This window comes from Streptomyces sp. NRRL F-5135 (assembly GCF_000719775.1).
Taxonomy (GTDB): domain Bacteria; phylum Actinomycetota; class Actinomycetes; order Streptomycetales; family Streptomycetaceae; genus Streptomyces; species Streptomyces hebeiensis.
The window spans coordinates 532,374-556,046 of the sequence record NZ_JOHR01000007.1; the positions used below are offsets into that span (position 1 = coordinate 532,374).

Here is a 23,673-nt window from a genome sequence, read left to right on the forward strand (position 1 = left end):
CGAGGAAGGGACGCATGGGTATATCCAGACCCGCTCTGCTCACCACCGCCGTCACGGCGGGTGCCCTGCTGCTGTCGCCACTGCCGGCGACGGCGCAGCCGGGACAGCCGGGGCAGCCGGGACAGGCCGCCGCCCGCCCGCACCCGGTCCGCGAGAACGGTGCCCCCGGCTCGGCGGCCACCGCGTCCGGCGGTCCGGTGGCCGCCCCGGCCACGGGAACCGTCGCCCAGGACGCCGCCGGCGTCGCACCGGACGAGGAGCGCGGCTATCCCCGCCGTACGGTGGTCACCGCCCCGCCCGAGAACCCCGCCGACAAGGCGATCAAGCTGGGCCTCACCCCGTACCACTCCCTCGCACCCCGCCTCAACGCCCTTCAGAAGCTGGGCGACCGGGTCAGTGTGGAGGTGACCGGCCGCTCGGCGGGCGGCCATGACCTGTACCTCGTCACCGTCACCGCCCCGGAGAGCCCGGGGCAGGCCCGCGAGCAGCGGCGGATGCGCGACCTGATCGAGAACTCCCCCGCGGCCGCCGCCAAGGACGGGCGCATCGCGTCGTCGTACAAGACGCCGGTCTTCATCAACAACAACATCCACGGAAACGAGTGGGAGGGCACCGACGCCGCGCTGGAACTCGTCGAGGAGCTGGCGACGGCGAACGACGCCCGGACCCGTGACCTGCTCGCCACGAACCGGGTCTACCTCAACATCACCGCCAACCCGGACGGCCGCGTCGCCGGCACCCGCGCCAACTCCCAGGGCTTCGACCTCAACCGGGACTTCATCACCGGCTCGCAGCCCGAGTCGCGCGCGATCCGGCAGATCACGGTCGACAAGCAGCCCGTCGTGATGCTCGACCTGCACGGCTACGTCAACGGCACGCTGATCGAGCCGACGACCCCGCCGCACGGCGAGAACTACGAGTACGACCTCTTCCTCAAGAACTCCTACGCCAACGCCCTCGGCATGGAGAAGGCGGTCAACGACCTCGGCTACACCGCCGCCGAGGACGGTGTCGAGCCGCCCGTCATCCCCTTCCGCGACCAGCGGGAGGGCTGGGACGACTGGCCGCCGATCTTCACCCCGCAGTACGCGGCCTTCCAGGGCGCGGTCGCCGCGCACACCGTCGAGATCCCGCTGCGGGTCAACAACAACGACTACGCCACACTGCCGGTGGCGGAGTTGCGGCGCCGGTCCGCGATCAACGCGGACATCGCGGGCGCGGCGATGCGGGCCACCCTCGGCCACGCGCTGGCGAACCGTACGTCGCTGATCGCCGACCAGATCGAGACCTTCCGGCGGGGCGCGGCGGGCGAGGCGCAGCGGCCGGTGTCGGAGGAGACCGTGCCCGGGGTGCCCGGCATCGGTCCCGAGGACGTGTACACCACGGACTTCCCCCGCGCGTACGTGATCCCGGCCGGCGAGGCGCAACGGTCCGCGACCGCCGCCGCCCGGCTGGTGGACCACCTGGTGGCCAATGATGTCCGGGTGCGTCGCGCGAGCGCGGGATTCGAGCTGGCGGGACGCGCCTACCCGGCGGGTTCGTACGTCGTCGACATGCACCAGCCCAAGCGCGGGCTCGCCAACGTGATCCTGGACGAGGGCCGGGACATCAGCGCGGACGTCTCCACGATGTACGACATCTCGGGGTGGAGCCTCGGGCTGCTGTGGGGCGCGAGCGTCGACACGGTCGACGAGGGCCGGGAGGAGGGCGGCGCCCTGCGCGTGCCGAGCCGTCCGGTGGTGGCCGCCGCGCCCACCGGATCGGTGCCGGCGGGCCAGGGTCCGCTGCTGCTGCGCCTGGACGACCCCAAGGAGCTGACGGCCCTCAACGCCCTGCTCGCGCAGGGGGTTTCGGTACGGCGCGCGGCGGACGGATCCGCGATCGTGCCGGCCTCGGCGCGGCAGCGGGCGGCCGTCCTCGCCGAGCGGTACGGCGTGGTCTTCACCGCCACGGAGGAGAAGGGGGCGGCGGCACTGCACCGTACCCGGGTCGCCGCCGCCGTGACGCCCGGCGAGCGGACCGCGCTGGCGGAACTGGGCTTCGAGGTGCTGCCGGTGTCGACCGCGACGCTGAACGCGGGCTTCGACTGGTCGGCGGCCGATGTGCTGTACGTGTCCTCCGGCCTCCAGTACGGCGGTCTCACCCCGGCGGCCCGCACGGCGCTGGACGGCTTCCTCGCCGACGGCGGGGGCGTGGTGGCGCTCGGTTCGGCCGGGGCGGCCTTCAACACCGCCGCGGGACTGCTCGACGCGCGGCCGGTGGCGGGCAACGCCGACGCCAACGGTGTGGTGCGGGTGACGAACGCGGGCGGCCCGGTCACGGGCGGCGCCCCGGCGCACTCGTTCGTCTACTCGCCGCGGTGGTTCACGGACCTCGGCGCGGGTGTGCGCGTCGACCAGTCGTACGGCGCCGGGAATCCGCTGGTCTCGGGCCACTGGCGCGCGAAGGAGGAGGGCGGCGGCGGCCCGTCGGACGCGGCGGGCGAGGCATCGGTCGTCAGCGGTACCTCCGCGAAGGGCTCGCCGGTGGTGCTGTTCGGTACGGAGCCGTTGTTCCGTGACCACCCGAAGGGGCTGTTCGCGCAGCTCGGCCGCGCGTTGCTGCTGGGGGCGGCGGGCTGATCGCCCGTCGTCCGCGGGGCCGTTCCGCCGCGCTCCCCCGCCGGGAGCCGCGGCGGAACGGCCCTTCCGGCGTTGTGGCCGCATCTCGCGCCGGCCAGTGGGCGGTGTGCCGGTCGGCGGGCGCCACACCGGCCGGAACGCGGGGCGTCGGTCAGTACGCGGTCGGCCAGCCCCCGGACCAGCTCAGCAGGTTGACACCGAGCTTGGGCGTGCCGTTGTCCTGGCCGTCGTAGTAGTGGTAGACGAGCAGGTCGCCGTCGCTGTCCGGCATGACCGACTGCCCGCCGGGACCGATGTAGCGGCCGTGGCTCTCCAGGACGAGCGAGCCGCCGTTGTTCATCATGTTCACACCGTTCTTGTCGGTGTAGGGCCCGGTGACGCTGGTGGCCCTGCCGACCTTGATCTTGTACGTGGAACCGGTACCGGCGCAGCAGGTGTCGTACGAGGCGAAGAGGTAGTAGTAGCCGTTCCGCTTGATGACGACGGGCGCCTCGACGGCCTTGGTCCCGGTGGGGCGGGAGGCGAGGCTCCGGCGGGCGGTGTCGCCCGGGTGGCCCTTGCCGGTGGCCGGGTCGATCCGGATCATCTTGATGCCGGTCCACCAGGAGCCGAAGGACAGCCACCACGTGCCGTCGTCGTCCACGAAGAGGTTGGGGTCGATGGCGTTGTAGTCGCTGCCGGGGCCGGACGTGTGGACGACGCCCTGGTCGGTCCAGCTGCCGGCCTGCCCGGTGGTCGAGGTCGCCAGTCCGATGGCGGAGGTGTTGGAGCCGAAGGAGGAGACGGCGTAGTACATCAGGTACTTGCCGCCGTGGAACGAGATGTCGGGCGCCCACGGGTCCTTGGCCGGCGAGTAGGCGGACCACCAGCCCGGCAGGGTGGTGAAGGCCGAGCGGTTGCGGCCGAAGGCGATCCGGTCGGTGGAGGTACGGGCCTGGAGCCCGTCGCCGGTGGAGTAGAGCAGGTACTGGCCGGACGAGGCGCGGATCATGGTCGGGTCGTGGACGACGATGTCGCCGGTGACGCGGCCCGGGTTGGGGTAGGCGGAGGCGGTGCCCGGGAGGAGCGCGAGGAGGACGGCGGCGGGGAGGGCGAGAAGGGTCGTTCTGCGGGAGGCGTGGGAGGTGCGGGAGGTGGGGCTCACGCGGAGTCTCCTTGACGGCGGCACGGAAGGACGGAAGGTTCGACGCGTCGACGCGTTCGACCTGCTTGACCCGACAGCAGCGTTCGGGATTTCGAACCCCGCTCGTGACTCCGAACGGGAACGTAGAAGCCGGAACGTAGAGTCGAAGCGCTTCCGCGTCAATGGCCCGCGCCGCGTCGGCGTACGCGCGCGAAAGGCCGCACCCACGGTGTCGCCCGGGTGCGGCCCCTGATGCGCGCGTGACGTTTCCGCGTCCGCTCGGCCCGCCGGCCCGCCGGTCAGCCGGCCCGCCGGTCAGCCTTCGAGGGTGACGATCATCTTCCCGGTGTTCTCGCCCCGGAGAACGCCCAGGAAGGCGTCGAAGCCGTTCTCGATGCCCCGCACCGAGGTCTCGTCGTACTTCAGCTCCCCCGAGGCGAGCCAGCCCGAGACGTCCCGCACGAACTGCGGCTGAAGAGCGAAGTGGTCCCCGACCAGCATGCCCTGGAGGCGCAGGCGCTTGCCGATGACCAGGGCGAGGTTGCGCGGCGCGGCAGGCGGCTCGGTCGCGTTGTACTGCGCGATCATGCCGCAGAGCGTGGCGCGGCCATGGGGGTTGAAGGAAGAGATCGCCGCTTCCAGGTGCTCCCCGCCGACGTTGTCGAAGTAGACGTCGATCCCGTCGGGCGCCGCCTGCTTGAGCTGCTCCTTGACCGGCCCCTTCTTGTAGTTGAACGCGGCGTCGAAGCCGTACTCCGCCAGGAGCAGCTCGACCTTCTCGTCGGAGCCGGCCGAACCGATCACCCGCGAGGCGCCCTTGATCCGGGCCATCTGGCCGACCTGGCTGCCCACGGCACCGGCCGCGCCGGAGACGAAGACCGCGTCACCCTCCTTGAAGGACGCCGTTTCGAACAGGCCGGCGTAGGCGGTCAGACCCGTCATCCCGAGCACCCCGAGGTACGCCGAGAGCGGCGCGAGCGAGGGGTCCACCTTCGTGGCGCCGTCGGCCGGCAGTTCGGCGTACTCCCGCCAGCCGAGACGGTGCAGGACGTGGTCGCCCACCGAGAAGCCCTCGGCACGCGAGGCGATGACCTCGCCGACCGCGCCGCCGTCCATCGGCTCGTCCAGCCGGAAGGGCGGCACGTACGACTTCACGTCGTTCATCCGGCCCCGCATGTACGGATCCACCGAGAAGTGGAGATTGCGGACCAGGATCCGCCCCTCCCCCGGCTCGGACACCGGGACCTCGCGCAGGGCGACGTCTCCCGGCTCGGGCCAGCCCTGGGGGCGGGCGACGAGATGCCAGGCGCGGCCGGATGCGGGGACTGCGGTCATGGTGCGGGACCTCCTCGAAGTCATTAAATTTCATTACCTGAAACAACCATGCTCCTGAATATTTCAGATTGTCAAGTAATGGGATACCCTGGTGTCCATGGCACCTACGCGTACAGACCCGCTGACCCTCGAAGTCGTCGGACTCATCGGCACGGTCGTGGCGCGCTACTACGCGGAGTACGAGCAGGCCGCCGCCGAGCACGCCCTCACCGGCGCGCAGGCACGCCTGCTGGGACTGCTTTCCCTGGAACCTATGCCCATGCGCCGGATCGCGCAGAAGCTCAAGTGCGAGCCGTCGAACGTCACCGGCATCGTGGACCGGCTGGAGACGCGCGGACTGGTCGAGCGCCGCCCCGATCCGGCCGACCGCCGGGTCAAGCTCGCCGCCGCGACGGACCGGGGCCTTCGGACGGCGGCGCGACTGCGGGACGGGCTGAACTTCGCCCGGGAGCCGCTGGCCGAGCTGTCCGAGGAGGAGCGCCGTACGCTGCGCGACCTGCTCAGGCGCATGGTGGGCGACGAGGACGCGACAGCGGCGGAGTAGCGGCCGGGACGGGCGGTCAGTCGCACCACCACTGGAACCACGCGCAGGTCTCGGACGGTTCCGGCGTGGGCTCGGGGCCGGGCGTGGCGGACGACGCCGGCGGGGCCGGGGTGCCGTCCGGCGTGGCGCCACCCGGGGGTTCCGAGGGAGCGGCGGGGTCCGGCCCGGAGTCGCCCGCACCGGGCGGCGCGGGCCGGGACGCGGTCCCGGCGCCCCCGCCCGGCGAGGCAGGGGGCTCCTCGGCGGCCCCGGGGCCCGGGGCCCGGCCGGACGGCGCACCGGACGGCGCACCGGAACCGCCGTCGTCCGGACGCGCGGAACCGCTCGCCGCCGCCCCGGACGACGGCCCGGGGCCGGGCCGGGGATCGTCCGGGTCGGCGGGCCGGCCCGTCTCCCGTGGTTCGGGGCCGCCGTCGAGGTCGACGGAGGTGTCCTCCTCCACGGAGGTGGCGCGATCGTCGCCCGGGGACTCCACGGCCAGTTCGGCGAGGCTCAGCGCGCCGACCGCGAGCACCACGCCGACGGTCGCCGTCATCGCCCGGCGGCCGCGCTTGCTGCGCGCCCGGCGCGGTCCGCCCCTGCGGGGCGTCGGACGGCGGGAGGCCCGCCGGGCCGCCGTGCGCTCCCGGTCCGGCGTGACGTCGTACGCGCCCGCCCCCGGCCCGTCGTCGCCGTCCGTGCCGCGCTCCGGCGCGCGCTCGGCGTGCGTCCCGGCGGCCGGTTCGGGGTCCGAGGGCTCCGGCCCCCGCACGGGGACGCCGCAGCCGGGGCAGAGCACCGCGCCGTTGAGGTAGCGGCGGCACGGGTGGCAGTAGTCCATGAGATCGGCACATTATGCGGTGACGGACCACCCCGGGCGGACCGGGCTGTGAGGATCTTGTGTGGACCACCCGGACCCCGGCGTGTCGGCCGCTCCCACCGGGGCCGGGGCGCACCGGGGAGGATGGCGGCATGACGTCCTCCACCCCGTTCGGACCGCACGAATTCCAGCTCGTCCTCCTGCGCAGGATGGCCGACTTCCAGCCCGGTCTGGCCGACGCCGCCCGCCGTGAACTCGGCGCGTCCGTCGCCGACATGCGCGAGGCGAACCGCCGCTGGCAGGCGATGGTCCGGTCCCCGCGCGCCCGGGGCGCGCTGTCCCGCTACCGGTCCGTGCTCGGCCCGCCGGAGGGCACCGCCCGGCGGACGATCGGCGACCTGGAGTGCGAGGCGTCGTGGTGGCCGGTGCCGCTCTGGCCCGGTCTGCGCTTCGAGGTCATGGCCGCGCCGGGCGGAGCCGTATGGAACGAGTGGCTGGTCCGCGCCCCGGGGGCGGCGGGTCCCGAGCTGCGTACGGAGGCGGATCTGCGCCCCTGGTCCTGCACGGTGGAGGAGGTCGCGCGGGCCTTCCCCCCGGCGCGCCCGCTGGAGGGGACCGCGCCGACCAGGACGGGGCTGGCCTTCACGCTGCCGGACGGCGGTGCGGGCGTCGCGGAGTTCACCTGGGGCCTGTTGCAACGCTGGTCGCGGTAGGCCGGCCGGGGGAACCTGGCGGTACGAGGGCTCGGTACCGCCGTACGGGTACGGGCGCGGCCGTACGGGTGAGCCGGGCCCCCTCCGTACGGACCACCGCGCCCGGCGGCACGGCCACGGCGCACGGACCGCTCCGGCCACGGCGCTCGGCGCTCGCCCGCCCCGCGTGGTGAGGGAGGGGCGCGGCGGCGCCGCCATACGGCCCTCCCGTTCCGGTCGGCCATTCGGGTCCGTCGCGCGCGTCGGTCGTACGATCCGACGCGACCCGGTCATGCTTTCTGACGAGCCGTCAACTCGGTACGCCCGATCGGCGTAGTCCAGCGCGCGCCGCCCACCCCCTCGACGCACGATGCGAACAGGGCCGGCGCCCGCCGGTGAACACCCAAGCGTTCTCGGGAGACCCTGCCGTGACCGTCAGTCTTGAGCAGTTGCGCCGATGCCACATCGCCGTCGATCTGGGAGCCGCCAGGACCCGGGTCTTTGTGAAGGGAACCGGGCTCGCCGTGGACGAGCCGAGCGCCGCGGCCGTGAACACCCGTACCGGGGCGCTGATCGCCGTGGGTGCCCTCGCCGAGCGGATGACGGGCCGTACCCCCGACTACATCCGCGTCGTCCGTCCCGTCACCGGCGGGACCGTGGTGGACATCGAGATGGCCCAGCGGATGCTGCGGCACCTCCTCGGGGACAAGCTCCGCCGCCAACTGCGGCGCAAACCCCGGCTGCGCGCCGCCGTCTCCACCCCGCACGACAGCGACCCGCTCGCGCAGCGCGCCGCGATCGAGACGCTGCTGGGCCTCGGCGCGCGCCGGGTCGAGCTGGTCGACACGCTGATCGCCGCGGCCGTCGGCTGCGGTCTGCCGGTGGAACAGCCCACCGCTTCCATGATCATCGTGTGTGGCGCGGCGACCACCCAGGTGGCGGTGCTCTCGCTGGGTTCGATCGTCACCGCCCAGCGGGTACCGGTCGGCGGCAACGCCATCGACCACGCGGTGATCCAGCACCTGCGCCACCACCACGAGCTGATGCTGCCCAGCCAGTCCGTGCGCCCGCTCCAACTGGCGCTCAGGGGCACCGGTCTCACCGCGGACGGACCGTCCAGGACCGAGATCCACGGCCGGGACGTGGCCACCGGTGTCGCCCGGACGGTGATCGTGGACACCGCCGCCGTGCGGGACGCCATCTACACGCCGCTGACCTCCGTCATCGACGGGATCGGGAAGGTGCTGCGGGACTGCCCGCCGGATCTGGTGGCCGACCTCGCCGACAGCGGGATCATGCTGGTCGGCGGCAGCGCGCTGCTGCCCGGCCTCGACCAGATGCTGCACGAGGCGACGGGCATGCCCGTGGTCATCGCCGAACGCCCTGACGTGTGCACGGTCCTCGGCATGGGGGCGATGCTGGACGGCAGGATCCGGCCGATGGTGCTGGACCCGCTGGCCGACGCCCAAGGGGCGTGAAAGGGCGCGGGGAGGACCGCCCGGAGCCCGCCGAGCCCAACGAGCCGGAGGCGACGGAATCCGGGTCCGGACCGGAATGGGGATCCGGCCCGGAGCCCGGGTCCCGCCGGGAGCCCAAGGCCGGTCCGGAGCCCGTCTCCGGTCCGGAGCCCGAGGCCGGTCAAGAGGCCGGGGCGGGCCAAGAACGCCGGTCCGGACCGGAGACGGGGGCCGGTCAAGGACCCACATCCGGACCGGAGTCCGGGGCCGGCCGGGAACCCGGCGGGGCGGCGGGCCCCCGGCCGCCCACGCTCCCGGATGAGGAGACGGAGGCGGAGGCGGTGCCGGGCGTCGGCACGGACCTGGACATCCGTACGACGCTCCAGCACATCGTGGACAGCGCCACGGAACTGACCGGCGCCCGGCACGGAGCGCTCGGTGTGCTCGGCCCCGAGTCCGGCGGCCGGCTCACCGAAGTGTTCACGTCCGGGGTGTCCGCGCCCGGATCCGACGAGGCCGGCCCGTCGGCGGCCCGGATCCTCGAAGAGCTGACGCACGCCCCGCACGCACCCCCGCACGCGCCGGGCCGCCCGCCGGGCCGGCCGTCATCGCGTTCCTTCCTCGGCACGCCGATCCGGGTCGGCGAGGAGGTCTTCGGCAGCCTCTACGTGGCGGAGCGGCGGGCCGGGGCCTTCACCGGGCGCGACGAGGACCTGCTGCGGGTGCTCGCCTCCCAGGCGGCCGTCACGATCGGCAACGCCCGGCTGTACGGAACGGCCCGGCAGCGCGAACGCTGGATCGAGGGAGCCGCCGCCGTCACCACCGCGCTGCTCAGCGGCGAGGACGGGACCGACGCGCTGACGACCGTGGCGGAATCGGCGCGGGCACTGGCCGACGCGGACGCCGGCGTGGTGCTCCTGCCCACCGAGGAGGGCGGCATGGAGATCGTCGCCGCCGCCACGGCCGGCTACTCCGACGACGCCGACGACATCATCGGCGCGACCATCGCCCCCGGCTCCCCCGTACTGGTCCAACTGCTCGGCGGGGAACCCGTGTTCATCGAGGACTCGGCGACCGATCCCCGTATGACGACCCATGTGCGGTCCCGGTTCGGGCCGAGCATGATGCTGCCGCTCCAGAGCGGCGGCAAGCTGATCGGCACCCTGGCCCTGCCGCGCCGCCCGGGCGCCCGCCCGTACAGCGCGCTGGACCGGCTGCTCGCCACCAAGTTCGCCTCGCAGGCGGCTCTCGCGCTCGTCCTGGCGGACTCCCAGGCCGACCGGGAGCGGCTCGCCGTGTACGAGGACCGCGACCGGATCGCCCGCGACCTGCACGATCTGGTCGTGCAGCGGCTGTTCGCCACCGAGATGATGCTGGAGTCCACCCGGCGGCGCGCGAGCGGCCCCGAACTGGCGGAGCTGCTGGGCCGGGTGGTGGACGAGCTGGACTCCACCATCCAGGAGGTGCGGACGACGATCTTCACCCTCCAGCAGCCGCCGGCCGAGGCCCCCACGAGCGTACGGGGGCAGGTGCTGCGCGAGACGGACGGCGCGGCGGTCCTGCTCGGCTTCCGGCCCTCCGTCCGGTTCAGCGGGCCCGTGGACACGCTGGTGGGCGAACCCGCCGCGGCCGGGCTGCTGGCCGCCCTGCGCGGCGCGCTCGCCGCCGCGCACCGGCGGGCGGCTCTGACATCGGTCGAGGTGGAGGTCGACGCGGCGGCGGAACTGCCGGACGGCCGGGACGCGGTACGGCTGGTGGTCACGGACGACGGCCTGCGCGAGGAGGACGGCGGGCGGGGCACGACGACGACGTGGGAGGCGCCGCGCTGACCGCGCCCGCCCCCGGTCCTCCCCACGGTCCCGCCCCCGGCCTTCCCCGTACTGCCGCCGTCACCGGCGCACGTGGGCGGAGCGGCCGGCGCGGTTCCGGTCCCCGGCCACGGTCCCGGGGCCGGGCCCGGTCGGTCACGGCTTGCGGCCCACCCCGCCGTACGCGTCGACCTCCACGCCCTCGCCCGCCCCCGGCCCGTCGGCCTCCGGGCGCCACCGCGTGACCTGGACGATGCCGGGCTCCAGCAGCTCCAGCCCGTCGAAGAAGCCCGCGATCTCGGCGACGGGGCGCACGTGGTACGGGACGGCTCCGCTCTCGTTGTACGCGTCCGACGCCGCGATCATCCCCTCGCTGGTGGAGGTGGAGTCGCTGATCACGAGGCAACTGCCCGAGGGCAGACCGGCCATGAGGCGGGAGACCAGCGTGCGGGCCTGCTCGTACTCGGCGACGTGGCCGAGCGTGTTGAGGATCATCAGCGCGACGGGCTTCGAGAGGTCCAGTGTGGTCTCGGCGGCCTTGAGGATCGACTCGGGCTCGTACATGTCGGCGTCGAGGTAGTCGGTCCTGCCCTCGGGCGTGCTCGTGAGGAGGGCCCGGGCGTGCGCCAGCACCAGCGGGTCGTTGTCGACGTAGACGATCCGCGCGTCGGGCGCCACGCGCTGGGCGACCTCGTGGGTGTTGTCGGCGGTGGGCAGGCCGGTGCCGATGTCCAGGAACTGCCGGATGCCCTGCTCCCGTACCAGGTGCCGGACCGCGCGTCCGAGGAAGAACCGGCTCGTACGGGCCACGTCGGCCAGGCCGGGGAATATCTCCTTGATGTGGTCCCCGACCTCGCGGTCCACGTCGTAGTTGTCCTTGCCGCCCACGAAGTAGTTCCAGAAGCGCGCGGAGTGCGGCTTGCCGGTGTCGATGCGTGCCCGGACGGCGGCGCTGGTCTCGAGGCTGGAGTCGGAATCGGACACGGGGGGATGCCTCCTTGTGCGGCGGACATGTGGCGCGGGCCAGGTCCCCAACCTAGGGGAACCTTCACCCCAGGCGCACGTTTCCTCCTCGACAACCTCCCTTACCGGCCCACGATTTGGCCAGGAGTCATACCCGGGGCCCTTCGGTGGCGGCGCGCCGCCACGCGGCGTCCCGCAACAGGCGCAGGCCGTTGAGGCCGACGATGACGGTGGAGCCCTCGTGCCCGAGGACCCCCAGCGGGAGCGGCAGCGTGCCCACCAGGTCCCAGAGGACCAGGCCGGTGATGAACACCCCGGCGATGACCAGGTTCTGCACGACGAGCGAACGGGCGCGCCGGGAGAGGGCGACGACGGCGGGCACGGTCGCCAGTTCGTCGCGGACGATCACCGCGTCCGCGGTCTCCAGGGCGAGATCGGAACCGGCCCGGCCCATCGCGATGCCGGTGTGCGCGGCGGCCAGGGCCGGGGCGTCGTTGACGCCGTCGCCGATCACCAGGACCTTGCGGCCCGCCCGCTCCTGCTCCGCCACGGCCGTGACCTTGTCCTGGGGCAGCAGCCCGGCGCGGACGGCCGCGGGCTCGATCCCGGTCTCGGCGGCCAGGCGGGCGGCGGCGCGCGGGTTGTCACCGGTGATCAGCATCGGCGGGTTGCCGGTGAGCGCGGCCAGGGCGGCGACGGTGGCGGCGGCGTCCGGGCGCGGCCGGTCGGCGATGCCCAGCACACCGGCGGGAACGCCGTCCAGGGTGACGAGCACGGCGGTGCGGCCGCCGTTCTCCAGTTGTTCGACGGCGGTGGCGGCCTCGTCGGACCACGCGTCGGCCGCTCCGGCCCGCGGGCGGGCGTCGGCCGCGCCCTTCAGGAGGCGGGCCGGGGCGCCGACCGCGACCGTCCGGCCGTCGACGGTCGCGGTCACACCGACGCCGGGGGCGGAGGTGAAGTCCCGCGCCTCGGGCAGCGTGAGGCCACGGTCGCGGGCGGCGGCCACGATCGCGCGGGCGAGGGGGTGTTCACTGGGATGTTCGGCCGCCGCCGCCAGAGTGAGCAGCGCGTCCTCGGAGAGGAGCGAGGTCTCCGTGACGGGGGCATCCCCCGAGACGGGGGCGCCCTGCGCAATGGACGCGGCCTCGGTGACGGAAGCGTCCCCCATGACGGAAGCGCCCCTCGTGGCGGACGCCGTCCCCGCGACGGAAGCGTCCCCCGTGGCAGAGGCCGTCCCCGCGACGGGCGCGGCCTCGGTGAGACGTACCCCTGCGAACGGGCGCAGATCGGTGACGCGCGGGGTGCCCTCCGTGAGGGTGCCGGTCTTGTCCAGGGCGACCGCGTCCACCTGGCCGAGACGTTCCATCACCACGGCGGACTTGACCAGCACGCCGTGCCGGCCGGCGTTGGCGATCGCGGACAGCAGCGGCGGCATGGTGGCCAGGACCACCGCGCACGGCGAGGCCACGATCATGAAGGTCATCGCGCGCAGCAGCGACCCGGTCAGGTCGGCGCCGAAGGCCAACGGAACGAGGAAGACGGCGAGGGTGGCGGCGACCATCCCGATCGAGTACCGCTGCTCGACCTTCTCGATGAACAACTGCGTGGGCGCCTTGGTCCCGGAGGCCTCCTCGACCATCTTCACGATCCGCGCGATCACCGAGTCCGAGGCATCGCGCTCGACCTTCACCCGGAGGGCACCGGTGCCGTTCAGGGTGGAGGCGAACACCTCGTCGCCCGCCTCCTTGGCCACGGGCAGGGGTTCGCCGGTGATGGTGGCCTGGTCGACCTCGCTCGCCCCGTCCAGGACCCGGCCGTCGGCGCCCACGCGCTCGCCGGGGCGGACGAGGACGACGTCGCCGACGGCCAGTTCGCCGGTGGCGACCCTCTCCTCGCCGCCGTCGTCCGTCACCCGGGTGGCGGTGGTGGGGGCGAGGTCGAGCAGGCCGCGTACCGAGTCGGCGGTGCGCGCGGTCGCGATGGCCTCCAGGGCGCCGGAGGTGGCGAAGATGACGATCAGCAGGGCGCCGTCCAGCACCTGGCCGATGGCTGCCGCGCCGAGGGCGGCGACGACCATCAGCAGATCCACGTCCAGGGTCTTCTCCCTGAGCGCCTTCAGGCCCTCCCAGCCCGGCTCCCAGCCGCCCGTGACATACGTCAGCGCGTACAGCGGACCCCAGACCCACGCCTCCGCGCCGAGCAGATGGAACGCCAGAGCGGCCAGGAACGACACCAGCGCGGCCGCCGCCCACCGGGCCTCCGGCAGGGCGGAGACACGGGTACGGCGTCGGGGGGCGTCCGCCCCCTGGACGGCACCGGCTCGCGCGGCCGGGCGGGTGAGCGTGGAGGACATGACGGGGCGACCCTTCACATGGTCAGAGGGCGGACGGTTGCCGCACGGTCACCATACAGGAATCTATGAACACGCATTCATGTCTTCATACGCCCGACCATTACTTAACCTTCTGGATGGTACAGTTTCGCTCGTCGGCATCGGTTTCCGGGAATTGCGGGTGAGGTATGAACAGCGCGAGGCGCTGGTGGCTGCTGGTGACGGTGTCGGCGGGGCTGCTGCTGATCTCGGTGGACCTGACGGTGCTGTACACCGCGCTGCCGACGCTGACCGGGGAACTGCGCGCGGACGCCTCGCAGAAGCTGTGGATCATCAACGCGTACCCACTGGTGATGGCGGGCCTGCTGCTGGGCGCCGGCACGCTGGGCGACCGTGTCGGGCACAAGCGGATGTTCCTGACGGGTCTGGTGCTCTTCGGCGCCGCCTCGTCGGCGGCCGCCTTCGCGCCCTCCCCGGAGGTGCTGATCGCGGCCCGGGCCTTGCTGGCCGTGGGCGCGGCGGCGATGATGCCCGCCACGCTGTCGCTGATCCGTACGACCTTCGAGGACGAGCGGGAGCGCGGGATCGCCATGGGCGTGTGGGGGTCGATGTCGGTGTGCGGCTCCGCGCTGGGACCGGTCCTCGGCGGACTGCTGCTGGAGCACTTCTGGTGGGGCTCGGTCTTCCTGATCAACGTACCCGTGGTGGTACTGGCCCTGGCCGCGGCGGCCGTGCTCGCGCCGTCCGGTTCGGGCCGCTCGGACACACCGTGGGACCTGGTCGCGTCCGTACAGATCATGGTCGGTCTGGTCGGCCTGGTGTACGCGGTCAAGGAGGTCACCAAGCCCGGCCCGCGGCTGCCGCACCTCGTCATCGCGCTCGCCGCCGCCGCGGTCGGGTTCGCCCTGTTCCTCCGCAGGCAGCGCCGGCAGGAGCATCCGCTGCTCGACACCGCGCTGCTGCGTGATCCGCGGATCGGGGCGGGCATCGTCGCCGCCGCGCTCTCCATGTTCGCCACCGCCGGGATCCAGCTGGTCCTCACGCAACGCCTTCAGCTGGTCGTCGATCTGACGCCGCTGCGGACCGGGATGCTGGTCGCCGCGTTCGCCGTCGGCTGTCTGCCCGCGGGCATCGCCGCGGGCGGCCTGCTCCACCGCACCGGCCCCCGCCCGCTGATCGCGGGCGGCCTCCTCGTCGGCGCGGCCGGCGTCCTGGGCACGCTGCTCCTCACCCCGGGCGCGGTTCCGTTCATACGTCTGGCCCCCGGCCATCCGGCCTGGATCGCGCCCGGGCTGCTGGTGGCCGGAGCGGGGCTGGGCGCCGTGATGACCGCGGCCTCCGCGGTCATCATGGGCAACGCGCCCGCCCACCGGGCCGGGATGGCCGCCTCCGTCGAGGAGGTCTCGTACGAACTGGGCAGCCTGTCCGGGGTCGCGGTCCTCGGCAGCGTCCTCGGCTCCCTCTACACCGCCACCGTCCACCTGCCCGCCGGTGCCCCTGCGGCGGCGGAGGACAGCCTGGACGCGGCCCGCGCCGTCGCCGCGCGGCTGTCCACCACGGAGGCGGCGGCGCTGCGGGACGCGGCCCACCGCGCGTTCGACCACGGCTACACCGCCACGCTGCTGATCGCCGGCGTCGCCCTGGCCGCGGGCGGTGTGTTCACCGCGCGCCGCCTGGCCCCGCCCGCGCCGGCTCCGGAGGAGAGGAGGGAACGGCAGCACGTCGCCTGACGGCCGCTGCCCCGGGCACCGCATCGCACGCACACACGAAACTCGTGCAGCCATTCGCGTGAGGCGCCGGGCAGGCCCGTGACCCCGGCGCGCGGCGCGGGAATGCATGCCGCGGACACGGACTCGCGTGCCCGTTCAGCGACCGGCCCGCGCCTGTCGCAGGCGTCCCGGCCGGAGACGAGGAGCAACGCAGATGATCGCTGTGCGACGCATCGCCGCCACGGCAACGCTGGCCGCGCTGACCGCCCTGGCGGCCCCCATGGCCGCGCCGTCCGCGCTCGCGGCGACCCCGGGCCCCGGCGACGCCTCCTTCCTCAAGGCGATCCACCAGGTCAACCTGGAAGAGATCGAGTCCGGGACCAACGCGGGCAGGGACGCCAAGGCGGCGTGCACGAAGAAGGTCGGGGCCATACTGGTGCGCGACCACACGAAGCTGGACATCGGAGTCAAGGAACTGGCGGCCAAGCTCGGCGTCACCCTGCCGACCGCCCCCTCCCCGGCACAGCGGAAGGCGATCGCCGCCGTGCAGGCGAAGGCGGGCACGAGCGGCTACGACGCCGCTTGGCTCAAGAACGAGGACATGGGGCACGTGGAGACGCTCAAGCTGATCGACCGAGAGGTCAGCACGGGCAGGAACTCCCAGGTCAGGGCGGCGGCACAGGCGGCTCGTCCCGTGGTGGCGAGGCATCTGGAACTGATCCGCGCCTGTGAGCGGAAGATCTCCTGATCCCCGCGCGGTCCGGGGACCGCGTGAGGCGGCACCAGGCCCCGGTGGGCGGCCCCCGCGGTCGTCCACCGGGCCTCCTCCCGCCACCATCGCGCGAGGCGGGGCCGGCCGGCCCGCTACTCGACCGGTGACGGCACCGGTGCCGGAACCGCCCCCGCGGCGGCGGCTTCCACGGAGCCCGTGGCGGCCGGGTCCGCGGAAGCCGCCGCCGCGGCCCGCCCCAGTGGCTTGGCGTAACAGCGGCTGAGTTCGTCGAACCGGTAGAGACCGAACTTCACGCACGGCGCGTATCCGCTGGAGACATAGAGGGATATCGCCTCCGGCTGCTTGGTACCGGTCTCCAGGACCATCCGTGTGCGGCCCGCGGCCCGGGCGTCGTCCTCGAGAGCGGCCAGGACCAGCCGGGACAGGCCGCGGCCCCGCGCCTCCGGCACGACGTACATGCGCTTGATCTCCGCGTCACCGTCCGCGTACCCGTCCTCGTTCTCGTCCTGGGTGCGCCAGCCGCCGGTGGCCACGGGCGCGCCCGTGGCGTCGTAGACGACGAGGTAGAGACCGTACGGCGGCTCGAACATGCCGGGGTCGAGGACGGTGAGATCGCCCTCGTCACCGTAGCGCTCGGCGTACTCGAGCTGGACACGGTCGTTGAGCCGCACGGCGTCGGGGTGGTCGAAGGAGACCTGGCGAAAATCCATGCGCAATATCGTACATCTATGCATCAATGCCTCATGTGGCATGCCCGAGGTACCGCAGGTACGCGTGCAGGGCCGCGGAGGCTCCCAGCCGGTTGAGGCTACGACGCCGCAGGTCCCGCGCCCGGTGACTCAGCTCGCCGAGCACACGATCGGGGCTGCCCGCCGTACGGAACTCCCGCATGACGGCGTCGATGGCCGCGAGCGGGTTGCCGCCCCGGCGCAGAAGCGCGACGACCTGCGCGGCACGCAGTTCGGCGGGAGCGTAGCGGCGGTATCCCGTGCCGGGCTCACGGTCCGGCCGCAGCAGACCACGGGCTTCCCAGAGCCGGAGCACGGGCGGTCGCACGCCCACGGTGCGGGCGGCCTCACCGATGCGCATGCCACGGCGCGCCACGACCGGCACCGCCGCCCGGCCCTGTCCCTTGCCCGCCGCACCGCCGGCGCCTTCACCTTCGCCCTCGCCCTCGCCCTCGCCGGCCAGCGCGGTGCTCAGCATGTCGCGCACGGCCGCCAGTTCGGCACGTTCGCGGTCCAGTCGGGCATGGCTCGCGTCAAGGGCGGCCAACGCGGTCTCCAGATCCCCCTCGTGGACGGCGCGCATGACGGCGCGGGCCGTCGTCCAGCCGTGACCGGCGGCCACCTCCCGGGCCGCGGCGAGCGCCTCGACATGCGCGACGGTGAAGACGCGGTAGCCGTTGGCGGCGCGTTCGACCGGCGGAAGGATGCCCGTGGCCACGTAGGTACGGACCTGCTGCACCGAGATGCCCGCCGTCCGCGCGAGGTCCACCGCTCGCAGCCGGCCCTCCTCACGCCCGCTCATCCCGTCTCCCCTCTCCCCCGCCCGCACCGGCCTCCGGGTACCGGACGCGCCCACCGTAGTGCCTCACCTCCGGTTGAGACTTATCGGCCATATCGCGGCGCCTACCAGCGGTGGCGTCCGCGAAAGTCTCTCAAAGCACTTGAATGAAACAATTGATACCGAACCCCGGCCGGACGGCGGGGGGGTGAACGACATCCGTGACCGGGAGGCCGCGACCATGAAATTCCTGCTTGAAGTCCAGGTCGACCAGGGCCGGTTGGCACAGGACCCGGAGGGCGAGCTGGGCCGCATCCTCCGGTACTGGGGCGGGAACCTCCGCCACTACTCCCTGAAACCGGGGGACGGTTCGGCCGTCTACGACTCCGACTACCAGGAGGTCGGCCGGTGGCACATCGCCGGGCCGGCCGAGACCGGTCCCCCCGCCCCGCGCCCGGCGGCCTGAGCGCGGCACCGGCCCACCCGCACCGGGGCGGGCTCACCTACCGGCGTTCGAGTTCGTCCCTGGCCCGGGACATGGCGCGCAGGATGTGCTCGCGATGCTCCCGCGTGAGCCGGACCGTGGGCACCGAGCAGCTGATGGCGTCCTCGGCCGGAGTGGTGCGGCGCACGGCGAACCCGAAGCAGACAAGGCCCTCGATGTGTTCCTCGTCGTCGATGGCGTAGCCGCGCTCCCTGACCGCGTCCAGTTCCGTTCTGAGAGCGGCGTGGTCGGACACCGACCGCGGGGTGAAGACGGGAAGTTCCACGGGGAGTTCCCGTTCCAGGTACTCCGGCGGCTGTTCCGCCAGCAGTGCCTTCCCGAGGGCGGCGGTATGTGCGGGCAGGCGTCGTCCCACCCGGCTGAAGGGCCGCAGGTAGTGACGGGATTCACGGGTGGCCAGGTAGACGATGTCCGGGCCGTCGAGCCGCGCGAAATGAATGGTCTCACCCAACTCCTCGGCGAGGGAGTCGAGTACGGGAGCGGCGAGGCCCAGCCGGGTGTCGCTGTCGAGGTATTTGGTGCCCGTGAGGAGGGCGCGGATGCCGATGCTGTAGAGGGAGCCGGAGGGGTCGGTGCGGACCCAGCCACTGGCGACCAGCGTCTGCAGCAGGGCGTAGAGACTGCTCCGGGGAACGTCGATCTGTTCGGCGAGCTCCCGCAGCCGGACGTGCTCGGAGCTGCTGTTGGCGAGCACCTCCAGCAACTGGACGGTCCGCGCGGCCGACTTCACCTCGCGCACGCCCCCCGTCACGCCGGCGGACTCGCCCTTTCCGCGCATGTGCTCTCTCCGCTGCTCGGTAGACGCGCCTGGGCCGGTCGCCCTCCCGGGCGTGGACCCGTGACCACCGATTCTACGGCTCCACGGGCACGGGGCGTACGGCGACCGCGGCCACCCCGAGGCGTCCCCACTGATTGACAGCACCCATGGCGCCATCTACAAATGAAGACATCGACTACACATGAGGATGGCGTCCATGGTCATGACCGCTGAACGCACCGCCGACACCTCCGCCGCGTCCGTCATCTCCGCCGCGTCCGCCACTCCCACCGCCCGGTGACCGCGCGATGCGCGTCATGCTCAACCACCGCATCCTGGGCAGGTTCGCCGAGCGTCTGCGGACGCTGACCGGGGAACAGCACGAGTGGCTCGACGCCTGGGACTGGCCGGCCCACCGCGTCACCGCCGCCATGGGCGAGACCGACGTGTACGTGGGCTCGCGGCTCACCGAGGAGGACGCGCGGCGCGGCGCGCGGCTGCGCCTGGTCCATGTCGTCGGGGCGGGCCACGACGGCATCCCCCTGGCGGCGCTGGGACCGGACGTGAGCGTCGCCAACACCCATCACCACGGCGGCTCGATCGCCGAACACGTCCTGATGTGCGTCATGATGCTGTCCCGGAACGTCCTGACGGCCGACGCCGAACTGCGCGCCGGACGGTGGCGCAGTGTGGCCGTCGACTCCGCGCTCCCCTTCGGTGGCACCCTGCGCGGACGACGCGTGGGCGTCATCGGCTTCGGTGAGACGGGGACCGCGATCGGACGGCTGTGCCAGGCCGTCGGCCTGGGCGTACGGGCGGTGCGCCGGGATCCGACGGCGCCGCTGCCGGCGGATCTGCGCCCCGACTGGGTGGGCGGCACCGACCGGCTCCCGGAGCTGCTGGCCGAGTCCGACGTCGTCGTGGTCACCGTTCCGCTCAGCGCCGCCACCCGCGGACTGATCGGCCGGGCCGAGCTGGCCGCGATGGGCCGGGGGGCGCTCCTCGTCAACGTCGCACGGGGCCCCGTCGTACAGGAGGAGGCGCTGTACGAGGCGCTGACGGCGGGCACCATCGCCGGTGCCGCCCTCGACGTGTGGTGGGCCGCGCCGCCCGACGCGCCGAGCCGCCTGCCGTTCCACACCCTGCGCAACGTGGTGATGACACCGCACAACTCCGGACACACCGAGGAGACCTTCGCGGCCCGCGCCGAGGACATCGCCGCCAACATCAACAGCCTGGCGGCGGGCCGGCCCCTGGCCAACGTCGTACGCGCCGGCCACGGGTAAGACACGGCGACGACACACCCTCGGACGGATTAATAGGACTATTCACCCCTGTGGGGCTGATGTGATGGCGCTGCCCTTTCCGATGAACGCTTCTGGGAGCGATCCATGCGTATGCGCACCGCCCTTGTCCCCGCGGCCGTGGCCCTCGCAGCCGCCGCCACCCTCGCCACCGCCGGCACCGCGGCCGCCGACGCCGAGGCCGAAGGGGTCGTCTTCGGCTCGCCCGGCGTCCTGTCCGGCAACAACGTTCAGATCCCCATCCACGTCCAGGCCAACGTCTGCGGCAACAGCATCAACATCATCGGGCTCATCAACCCCGCCGCCGGAAACCTCTGCTTCAACGGCTGAGACAGCCGCACACTCCCGAGTCGTCCCCTTCTCCGCCGGCCCCGTGCCGACCGGTTCCGCACTCCGCGGAACCCGGCCGCACGGGGCCGCGGTACTGGTCCGTTCGAGTTGCGGACGCTCAAGACCTCTGCCGGTGCGACCAGTACGACGCGTACACCCTCGAAGACGACTCGGCCGGCCCGACCGGCCCGTCGCGGCGGTGCCGATCAGCGCGAAGGGATCACTGCGCGGTCAGTCCGCCGTCGACGACGTGTTCCGTGCCGCTGATGTACGACGAGTCGTCCGAGGCGAGGAAGAGGACGAGGCTCGACACCTCGTCCGCGTCGGACATACGGCGCAGCGGAACCGTTTCGGCGATACCGCCCCCGTTCTCATCGGTCGCCGCCGCCATCATGGGGGTCTTGATGTAGCCGGGGTGCACCGAGTTGACGCGGATGTTGTCGGGGCCGTACTGCACCGCGACATGCTTGGTCATGCCCCGGGAAGCGAACTTGCTGCCGACGTAGGCGAGGTTCGGCGCCCCGACGATCGAGACGATGCCCGCGATGGAGGAGACGTTCACGATCGAGCCACCGCCGGCCCGGCGCATGGAGGGGATGACCGTCTTCATGCCGTAGAACTGAGAATGCTGGTTGACGGCGCAGACCTTGAGGTACTCCTCCTCTCCGAGGTCGACGGTCGGGGTGACCGGGCCGAGGATGCCCGCGTTGTTGACCAGGACGGTCACGGGGCCGAATGCCTCCTCGGTCCGCCGGTGCACGCGGCCCCAGTCCTCCAGTGACGTGACGTCGTGCCGGAGGAAGAGCGCCCGCGGGCCGAGTTCCCCGGCGATGCGCTGTCCCGCTTCCTCGTTGACGTCGGTGAGCGCGACGGAGGCGCCCTCGTCGACGAACCTGCGGGCGTGCGCTTCGCCCATGCCCTGGGCGGCCCCGGTGATGATGGCGACCTTGCCGTCGAGCTTCCCCATGGTCTGTACCTCTCCGTGCCGACGATCGATGACGACTGCCCGTGCGAACAGGGCCGATGAGCCCTTGCCCCGACGCCGGGGCAGCAGTTCAGACAATAAAGGGCCGGAGTACCGAAAATCCATGGTGCGGTGCCGCCCGATCGTTCGTCGGCCCGCGGGGGCACTAGAATCCGTGAAATGTCGTCCCAACCCGTCCGGCGCGGCCGTGGCCGCCCACGAGCCGCATCACGCGGCGAGGTGGAGAAGGTGGCGATCGACCTGATGCGGCGGCACGGCTACGACGGTGTCAGCGTGGACGCGATCGTGGAGGCGGCGGGCATCGGCCGCACCACCTTCTTCCGTTACTTCGGCACGAAGCCGGGCGTCATCTGGTACGCCTTCGACGACACCATCGCCCGGCTCGAGGCGGAACTCCGCGACGCGCCCGGGGACCTCGGAGCGATGGAGGCGGTCAGACGGGCCGTCGTCTCCTCGACACGCTCGGCCGTGTACGACAGCGATGTCTGGCTGGAGCGCTTCGATCTCCTCGACAGCAGCCCGTCCCTGCGCGTCGGCGCCTCTGAACACTGGGAGCTGTGGAAGCGGGCCATCGCCGGACATCTGGCGCGGCACACCGGCGGATCGGCCACCGACGCGACTCCCATGGCGGCGGCCGGCGCCTGCCAGGGAGTCTTCGTCGCCGAGCTACGGGGCCGGCTCAGCGGCGACGGGCGCGACGCCTTCGTCGAGCGGCTCGACCGGAGCCTGGCCCCCGTCACCGGCGTCTTGGACCAGTTGTTCCGTACCGACGGTTGAGAACGTGTGACGGGTACGCGGGCCTACCGCGGCGCGGGGGTGAACCGCACCGGCAGAGCGAGCAGTCCTCGTGACCAGATGGAGGTGCGCCAGGTCAGTTCGTGGGGTTCCACGGACAGCTCCAGGTCCGGCAGGCGCTCCAGCAGGGTCTCGATCGCGGTACGGGCGATGACGTCGGCCAGCAGCGGGGCAGGGTAGGGGCAGCGGTGCTCGCCGTTGCCGAAGGACAGGTGCGCCGAGTTCTCCGTGCCGACATGGCCCTCGGGCCAGATGAGCGGGTCCGTGTTCGCGGCGGCGAGGCCGAGGATCAGGCAGTCGCCCTCCCTGATGCGCTTGCCCCCGAGCTGGGTGTCCCGTACCGCCCAGCGGCCGGTGAAGTTCTGCAGGGGTGTGTCCAGCCACAGCACCTCGTTGAGCGCCTGTCCGACACTGAGCCGGCCGCCCGACACGTCCAGCGCGAACCGGTCGTCCGTCAGCAGCAGGCGCAGGCCGTTGGAGATCCAGTTGGACGTCTGCTGCTGCACGGCCGAGAGGATGGCGATCAGGTCGGCGCGGACCTCTTCGTCCGTGAGGCCGGCCGGATGCGCGAGCATCCTTGAGGTGACGTCGGGGCCGGGGCGCTCACGCTTGTCCTCGATCAACCGCCCCACGCGCTCCGCCAGACGCTGGTAGGCGGCGACCTGGTCCTCGTCGGGGGCCGTGTCCAGGGTGATCCGGAGGTCCCGTACGAGCGCGTCGGCCTCCGTGCTGTCGGCCGCCACGCCGCAGAGGTGGATGGCCGCCCGCAGGGGCAGCGCGTGCGCGTAGCCGGCGATGAGTTCCGTACGCCCGCTGCCGGCGAACATGCCGATGAGGCCCTCGGCGATCTCACCGCAGGTATGGGCGAGTTCGAACTGGTCGACCGCCTCCAGCGCGTCCGTGATCACGCCGGCCCGCCGCTGGTGCTCCGCTCCCTCGGTGAACATGACGGACGGCTGGTAGCCGACGAACGGCATGAGCGGCCAGTCGTCCGGGATGTCGGACCACTGGTTCCAGCGCCGTGAGTCCCGGGCGAAGAGGTCGTCGTGGCTGGTGACGTAGCCGACCTCGGCGTAGCCGAGCACCAGCCAGGCGGGGATGTCCCCGTCGAGCAGGACCGGGGCGACCGCGCCGTGCTCGCGGCGCATCGCCCGGTACAGCTGCTGATCAGCACCTTCTTGCCGGAGGCGCGGGTCCGTGCGTCGCAGTCGATCAGCGGGACGTGCTCCGGCAGTGCGAGCGCCTGGCGGATCTCCGCCAGCGAGAAGTCCATCGGGTCGTTGTCGAACCGGTTGACGGCGACGACGAAGGGGGTCTTGTGGTGTTCGAGCCGGTCGATGGCGTACCAGGAGTCGCTCATGCGGCGGGTGTCGAC

The 23,673-nt window shown here is 72.8% G+C and carries 21 protein-coding genes and 1 pseudogene; 11 read left to right on the top strand and 11 right to left on the bottom strand.

The annotated features are described in order from the left end of the window. Nucleotides 1-14: 14 nt before the first annotated feature. Nucleotides 15-2,621, top strand: a complete 2,607-nt coding sequence (locus tag IG02_RS0114875; protein ID WP_030746787.1) for a M14 family zinc carboxypeptidase — start codon at nt 15-17, stop codon at nt 2,619-2,621. A 151-nt stretch (nt 2,622-2,772) separates the two neighbouring features. Here the strand turns inward: IG02_RS0114875 and IG02_RS0114880 are convergent, their stop codons facing one another. Together IG02_RS0114880 and IG02_RS0114885 are read right to left on the bottom strand one after the other, a co-directional pair. After that, nucleotides 2,773-3,765, bottom strand: a complete 993-nt coding sequence (locus IG02_RS0114880) for an arabinan endo-1,5-alpha-L-arabinosidase (protein ID WP_030746790.1) — start codon at nt 3,763-3,765, stop codon at nt 2,773-2,775. 294 nt (nt 3,766-4,059) lie between these two features. Further along, a complete protein-coding gene (locus IG02_RS0114885) occupies nt 4,060-5,079 on the bottom strand; it encodes an NADP-dependent oxidoreductase (RefSeq protein WP_030746793.1) in 1,020 nt (339 codons plus the stop codon). Nucleotides 5,080-5,176: 97 nt separating this feature from the next. Between IG02_RS0114885 and IG02_RS0114890 the strand changes: the two genes are divergently transcribed. Beyond that, nucleotides 5,177-5,623 (top strand): MarR family winged helix-turn-helix transcriptional regulator, encoded by a 447-nt coding sequence (locus IG02_RS0114890; protein ID WP_030746795.1) that lies wholly within the window; start codon nt 5,177-5,179, stop codon nt 5,621-5,623. Between the two features lie 16 nt (nt 5,624-5,639). On the opposite strand, the gene IG02_RS40615 is transcribed toward IG02_RS0114890, so the two are convergent. Next, nucleotides 5,640-6,443, bottom strand: coding sequence for an SCO2400 family protein (locus tag IG02_RS40615; protein ID WP_030746799.1), 804 nt, complete (start codon nt 6,441-6,443; stop codon nt 5,640-5,642). Nucleotides 6,444-6,574: 131 nt separating this feature from the next. On the opposite strand from IG02_RS40615, the gene IG02_RS0114900 reads away from it, so the two are divergent. The 3 genes from IG02_RS0114900 (at nt 6,575) to IG02_RS0114910 (ending at nt 10,400) form a co-directional block, all read left to right on the top strand. Beyond that, nucleotides 6,575-7,135: a hypothetical protein gene (locus IG02_RS0114900; protein WP_030746802.1), complete on the top strand. Its 561-nt coding sequence runs from the start codon at nt 6,575-6,577 to the stop codon at nt 7,133-7,135. A 407-nt stretch (nt 7,136-7,542) separates the two neighbouring features. Beyond that, nucleotides 7,543-8,592: a rod shape-determining protein gene (locus IG02_RS0114905; RefSeq protein WP_030746805.1), complete on the top strand. Its 1,050-nt coding sequence runs from the start codon at nt 7,543-7,545 to the stop codon at nt 8,590-8,592. Nucleotides 8,593-8,912: 320 nt separating this feature from the next. Then, entirely contained in the window at nt 8,913-10,400 is a 1,488-nt protein-coding gene (locus IG02_RS0114910; protein ID WP_030746808.1) for a GAF domain-containing sensor histidine kinase, read from the top strand. A 135-nt stretch (nt 10,401-10,535) separates the two neighbouring features. Here the strand turns inward: IG02_RS0114910 and IG02_RS0114915 are convergent, their stop codons facing one another. Continuing rightward, nucleotides 10,536-11,363: an SAM-dependent methyltransferase gene (locus IG02_RS0114915; RefSeq protein WP_030746811.1), complete on the bottom strand. Its 828-nt coding sequence runs from the start codon at nt 11,361-11,363 to the stop codon at nt 10,536-10,538. A gap of 127 nt (nt 11,364-11,490) precedes the next feature. Beyond that, on the bottom strand, nt 11,491-13,695 hold the full coding sequence (locus tag IG02_RS0114920; RefSeq protein WP_030746813.1) for an HAD-IC family P-type ATPase: 2,205 nt from the start codon (nt 13,693-13,695) through the stop codon (nt 11,491-11,493). Between the two features lie 167 nt (nt 13,696-13,862). On the opposite strand from IG02_RS0114920, the gene IG02_RS0114925 reads away from it, so the two are divergent. Beyond that, nucleotides 13,863-15,404, top strand: a complete 1,542-nt coding sequence (locus IG02_RS0114925) for an MFS transporter (protein ID WP_051765012.1) — start codon at nt 13,863-13,865, stop codon at nt 15,402-15,404. A 193-nt stretch (nt 15,405-15,597) separates the two neighbouring features. Continuing rightward, nucleotides 15,598-16,131, top strand: a complete 534-nt coding sequence (locus IG02_RS36370; protein ID WP_051765014.1) for a DUF4142 domain-containing protein — start codon at nt 15,598-15,600, stop codon at nt 16,129-16,131. A gap of 116 nt (nt 16,132-16,247) precedes the next feature. Here the strand turns inward: IG02_RS36370 and IG02_RS0114935 are convergent, their stop codons facing one another. Further along, nucleotides 16,248-16,826 (bottom strand): GNAT family N-acetyltransferase, encoded by a 579-nt coding sequence (locus tag IG02_RS0114935; RefSeq protein ID WP_078854478.1) that lies wholly within the window; start codon nt 16,824-16,826, stop codon nt 16,248-16,250. Nucleotides 16,827-16,857: 31 nt separating this feature from the next. Continuing rightward, nucleotides 16,858-17,646, bottom strand: coding sequence for a MerR family transcriptional regulator (locus IG02_RS43455; protein ID WP_030746825.1), 789 nt, complete (start codon nt 17,644-17,646; stop codon nt 16,858-16,860). A 217-nt stretch (nt 17,647-17,863) separates the two neighbouring features. Here IG02_RS43455 and IG02_RS0114945 point away from each other — a divergent pair, with 217 nt between their 5' ends. Beyond that, a complete protein-coding gene (locus IG02_RS0114945; protein WP_030746828.1) occupies nt 17,864-18,088 on the top strand; it encodes a hypothetical protein in 225 nt (74 codons plus the stop codon). Between the two features lie 37 nt (nt 18,089-18,125). Here the strand turns inward: IG02_RS0114945 and IG02_RS0114950 are convergent, their stop codons facing one another. Further along, complete coding sequence (locus IG02_RS0114950; RefSeq protein WP_030746831.1) at nt 18,126-18,905, bottom strand: IclR family transcriptional regulator; 780 nt, start codon at nt 18,903-18,905, stop codon at nt 18,126-18,128. A 296-nt stretch (nt 18,906-19,201) separates the two neighbouring features. Between IG02_RS0114950 and IG02_RS0114960 the strand changes: the two genes are divergently transcribed. Beyond that, complete coding sequence (locus IG02_RS0114960) at nt 19,202-20,170, top strand: 2-hydroxyacid dehydrogenase (protein WP_234314742.1); 969 nt, start codon at nt 19,202-19,204, stop codon at nt 20,168-20,170. Nucleotides 20,171-20,275: 105 nt separating this feature from the next. Continuing rightward, entirely contained in the window at nt 20,276-20,518 is a 243-nt protein-coding gene (locus tag IG02_RS0114965) for a chaplin (protein WP_063756784.1), read from the top strand. Nucleotides 20,519-20,738: 220 nt separating this feature from the next. Here IG02_RS0114965 and IG02_RS0114970 read toward each other — a convergent pair whose 3' ends face one another. Continuing rightward, nucleotides 20,739-21,485, bottom strand: coding sequence for an SDR family NAD(P)-dependent oxidoreductase (locus IG02_RS0114970; protein WP_030746840.1), 747 nt, complete (start codon nt 21,483-21,485; stop codon nt 20,739-20,741). Between the two features lie 177 nt (nt 21,486-21,662). Between IG02_RS0114970 and IG02_RS0114975 the strand changes: the two genes are divergently transcribed. Next, nucleotides 21,663-22,280, top strand: coding sequence for a TetR family transcriptional regulator (locus tag IG02_RS0114975; protein WP_030746843.1), 618 nt, complete (start codon nt 21,663-21,665; stop codon nt 22,278-22,280). A gap of 23 nt (nt 22,281-22,303) precedes the next feature. On the opposite strand, the gene IG02_RS0114980 is transcribed toward IG02_RS0114975, so the two are convergent. Both IG02_RS0114980 and IG02_RS42820 read right to left on the bottom strand, forming a co-directional pair. Beyond that, complete coding sequence (locus tag IG02_RS0114980; RefSeq protein ID WP_051765015.1) at nt 22,304-23,506, bottom strand: cytochrome P450; 1,203 nt, start codon at nt 23,504-23,506, stop codon at nt 22,304-22,306. After that, a pseudogene (locus tag IG02_RS42820) lies at nt 23,461-23,673 on the bottom strand (ATP/GTP-binding protein); the annotation flags it as partial. The pseudogene IG02_RS42820 and the gene IG02_RS0114980, both read right to left, overlap by 46 nt.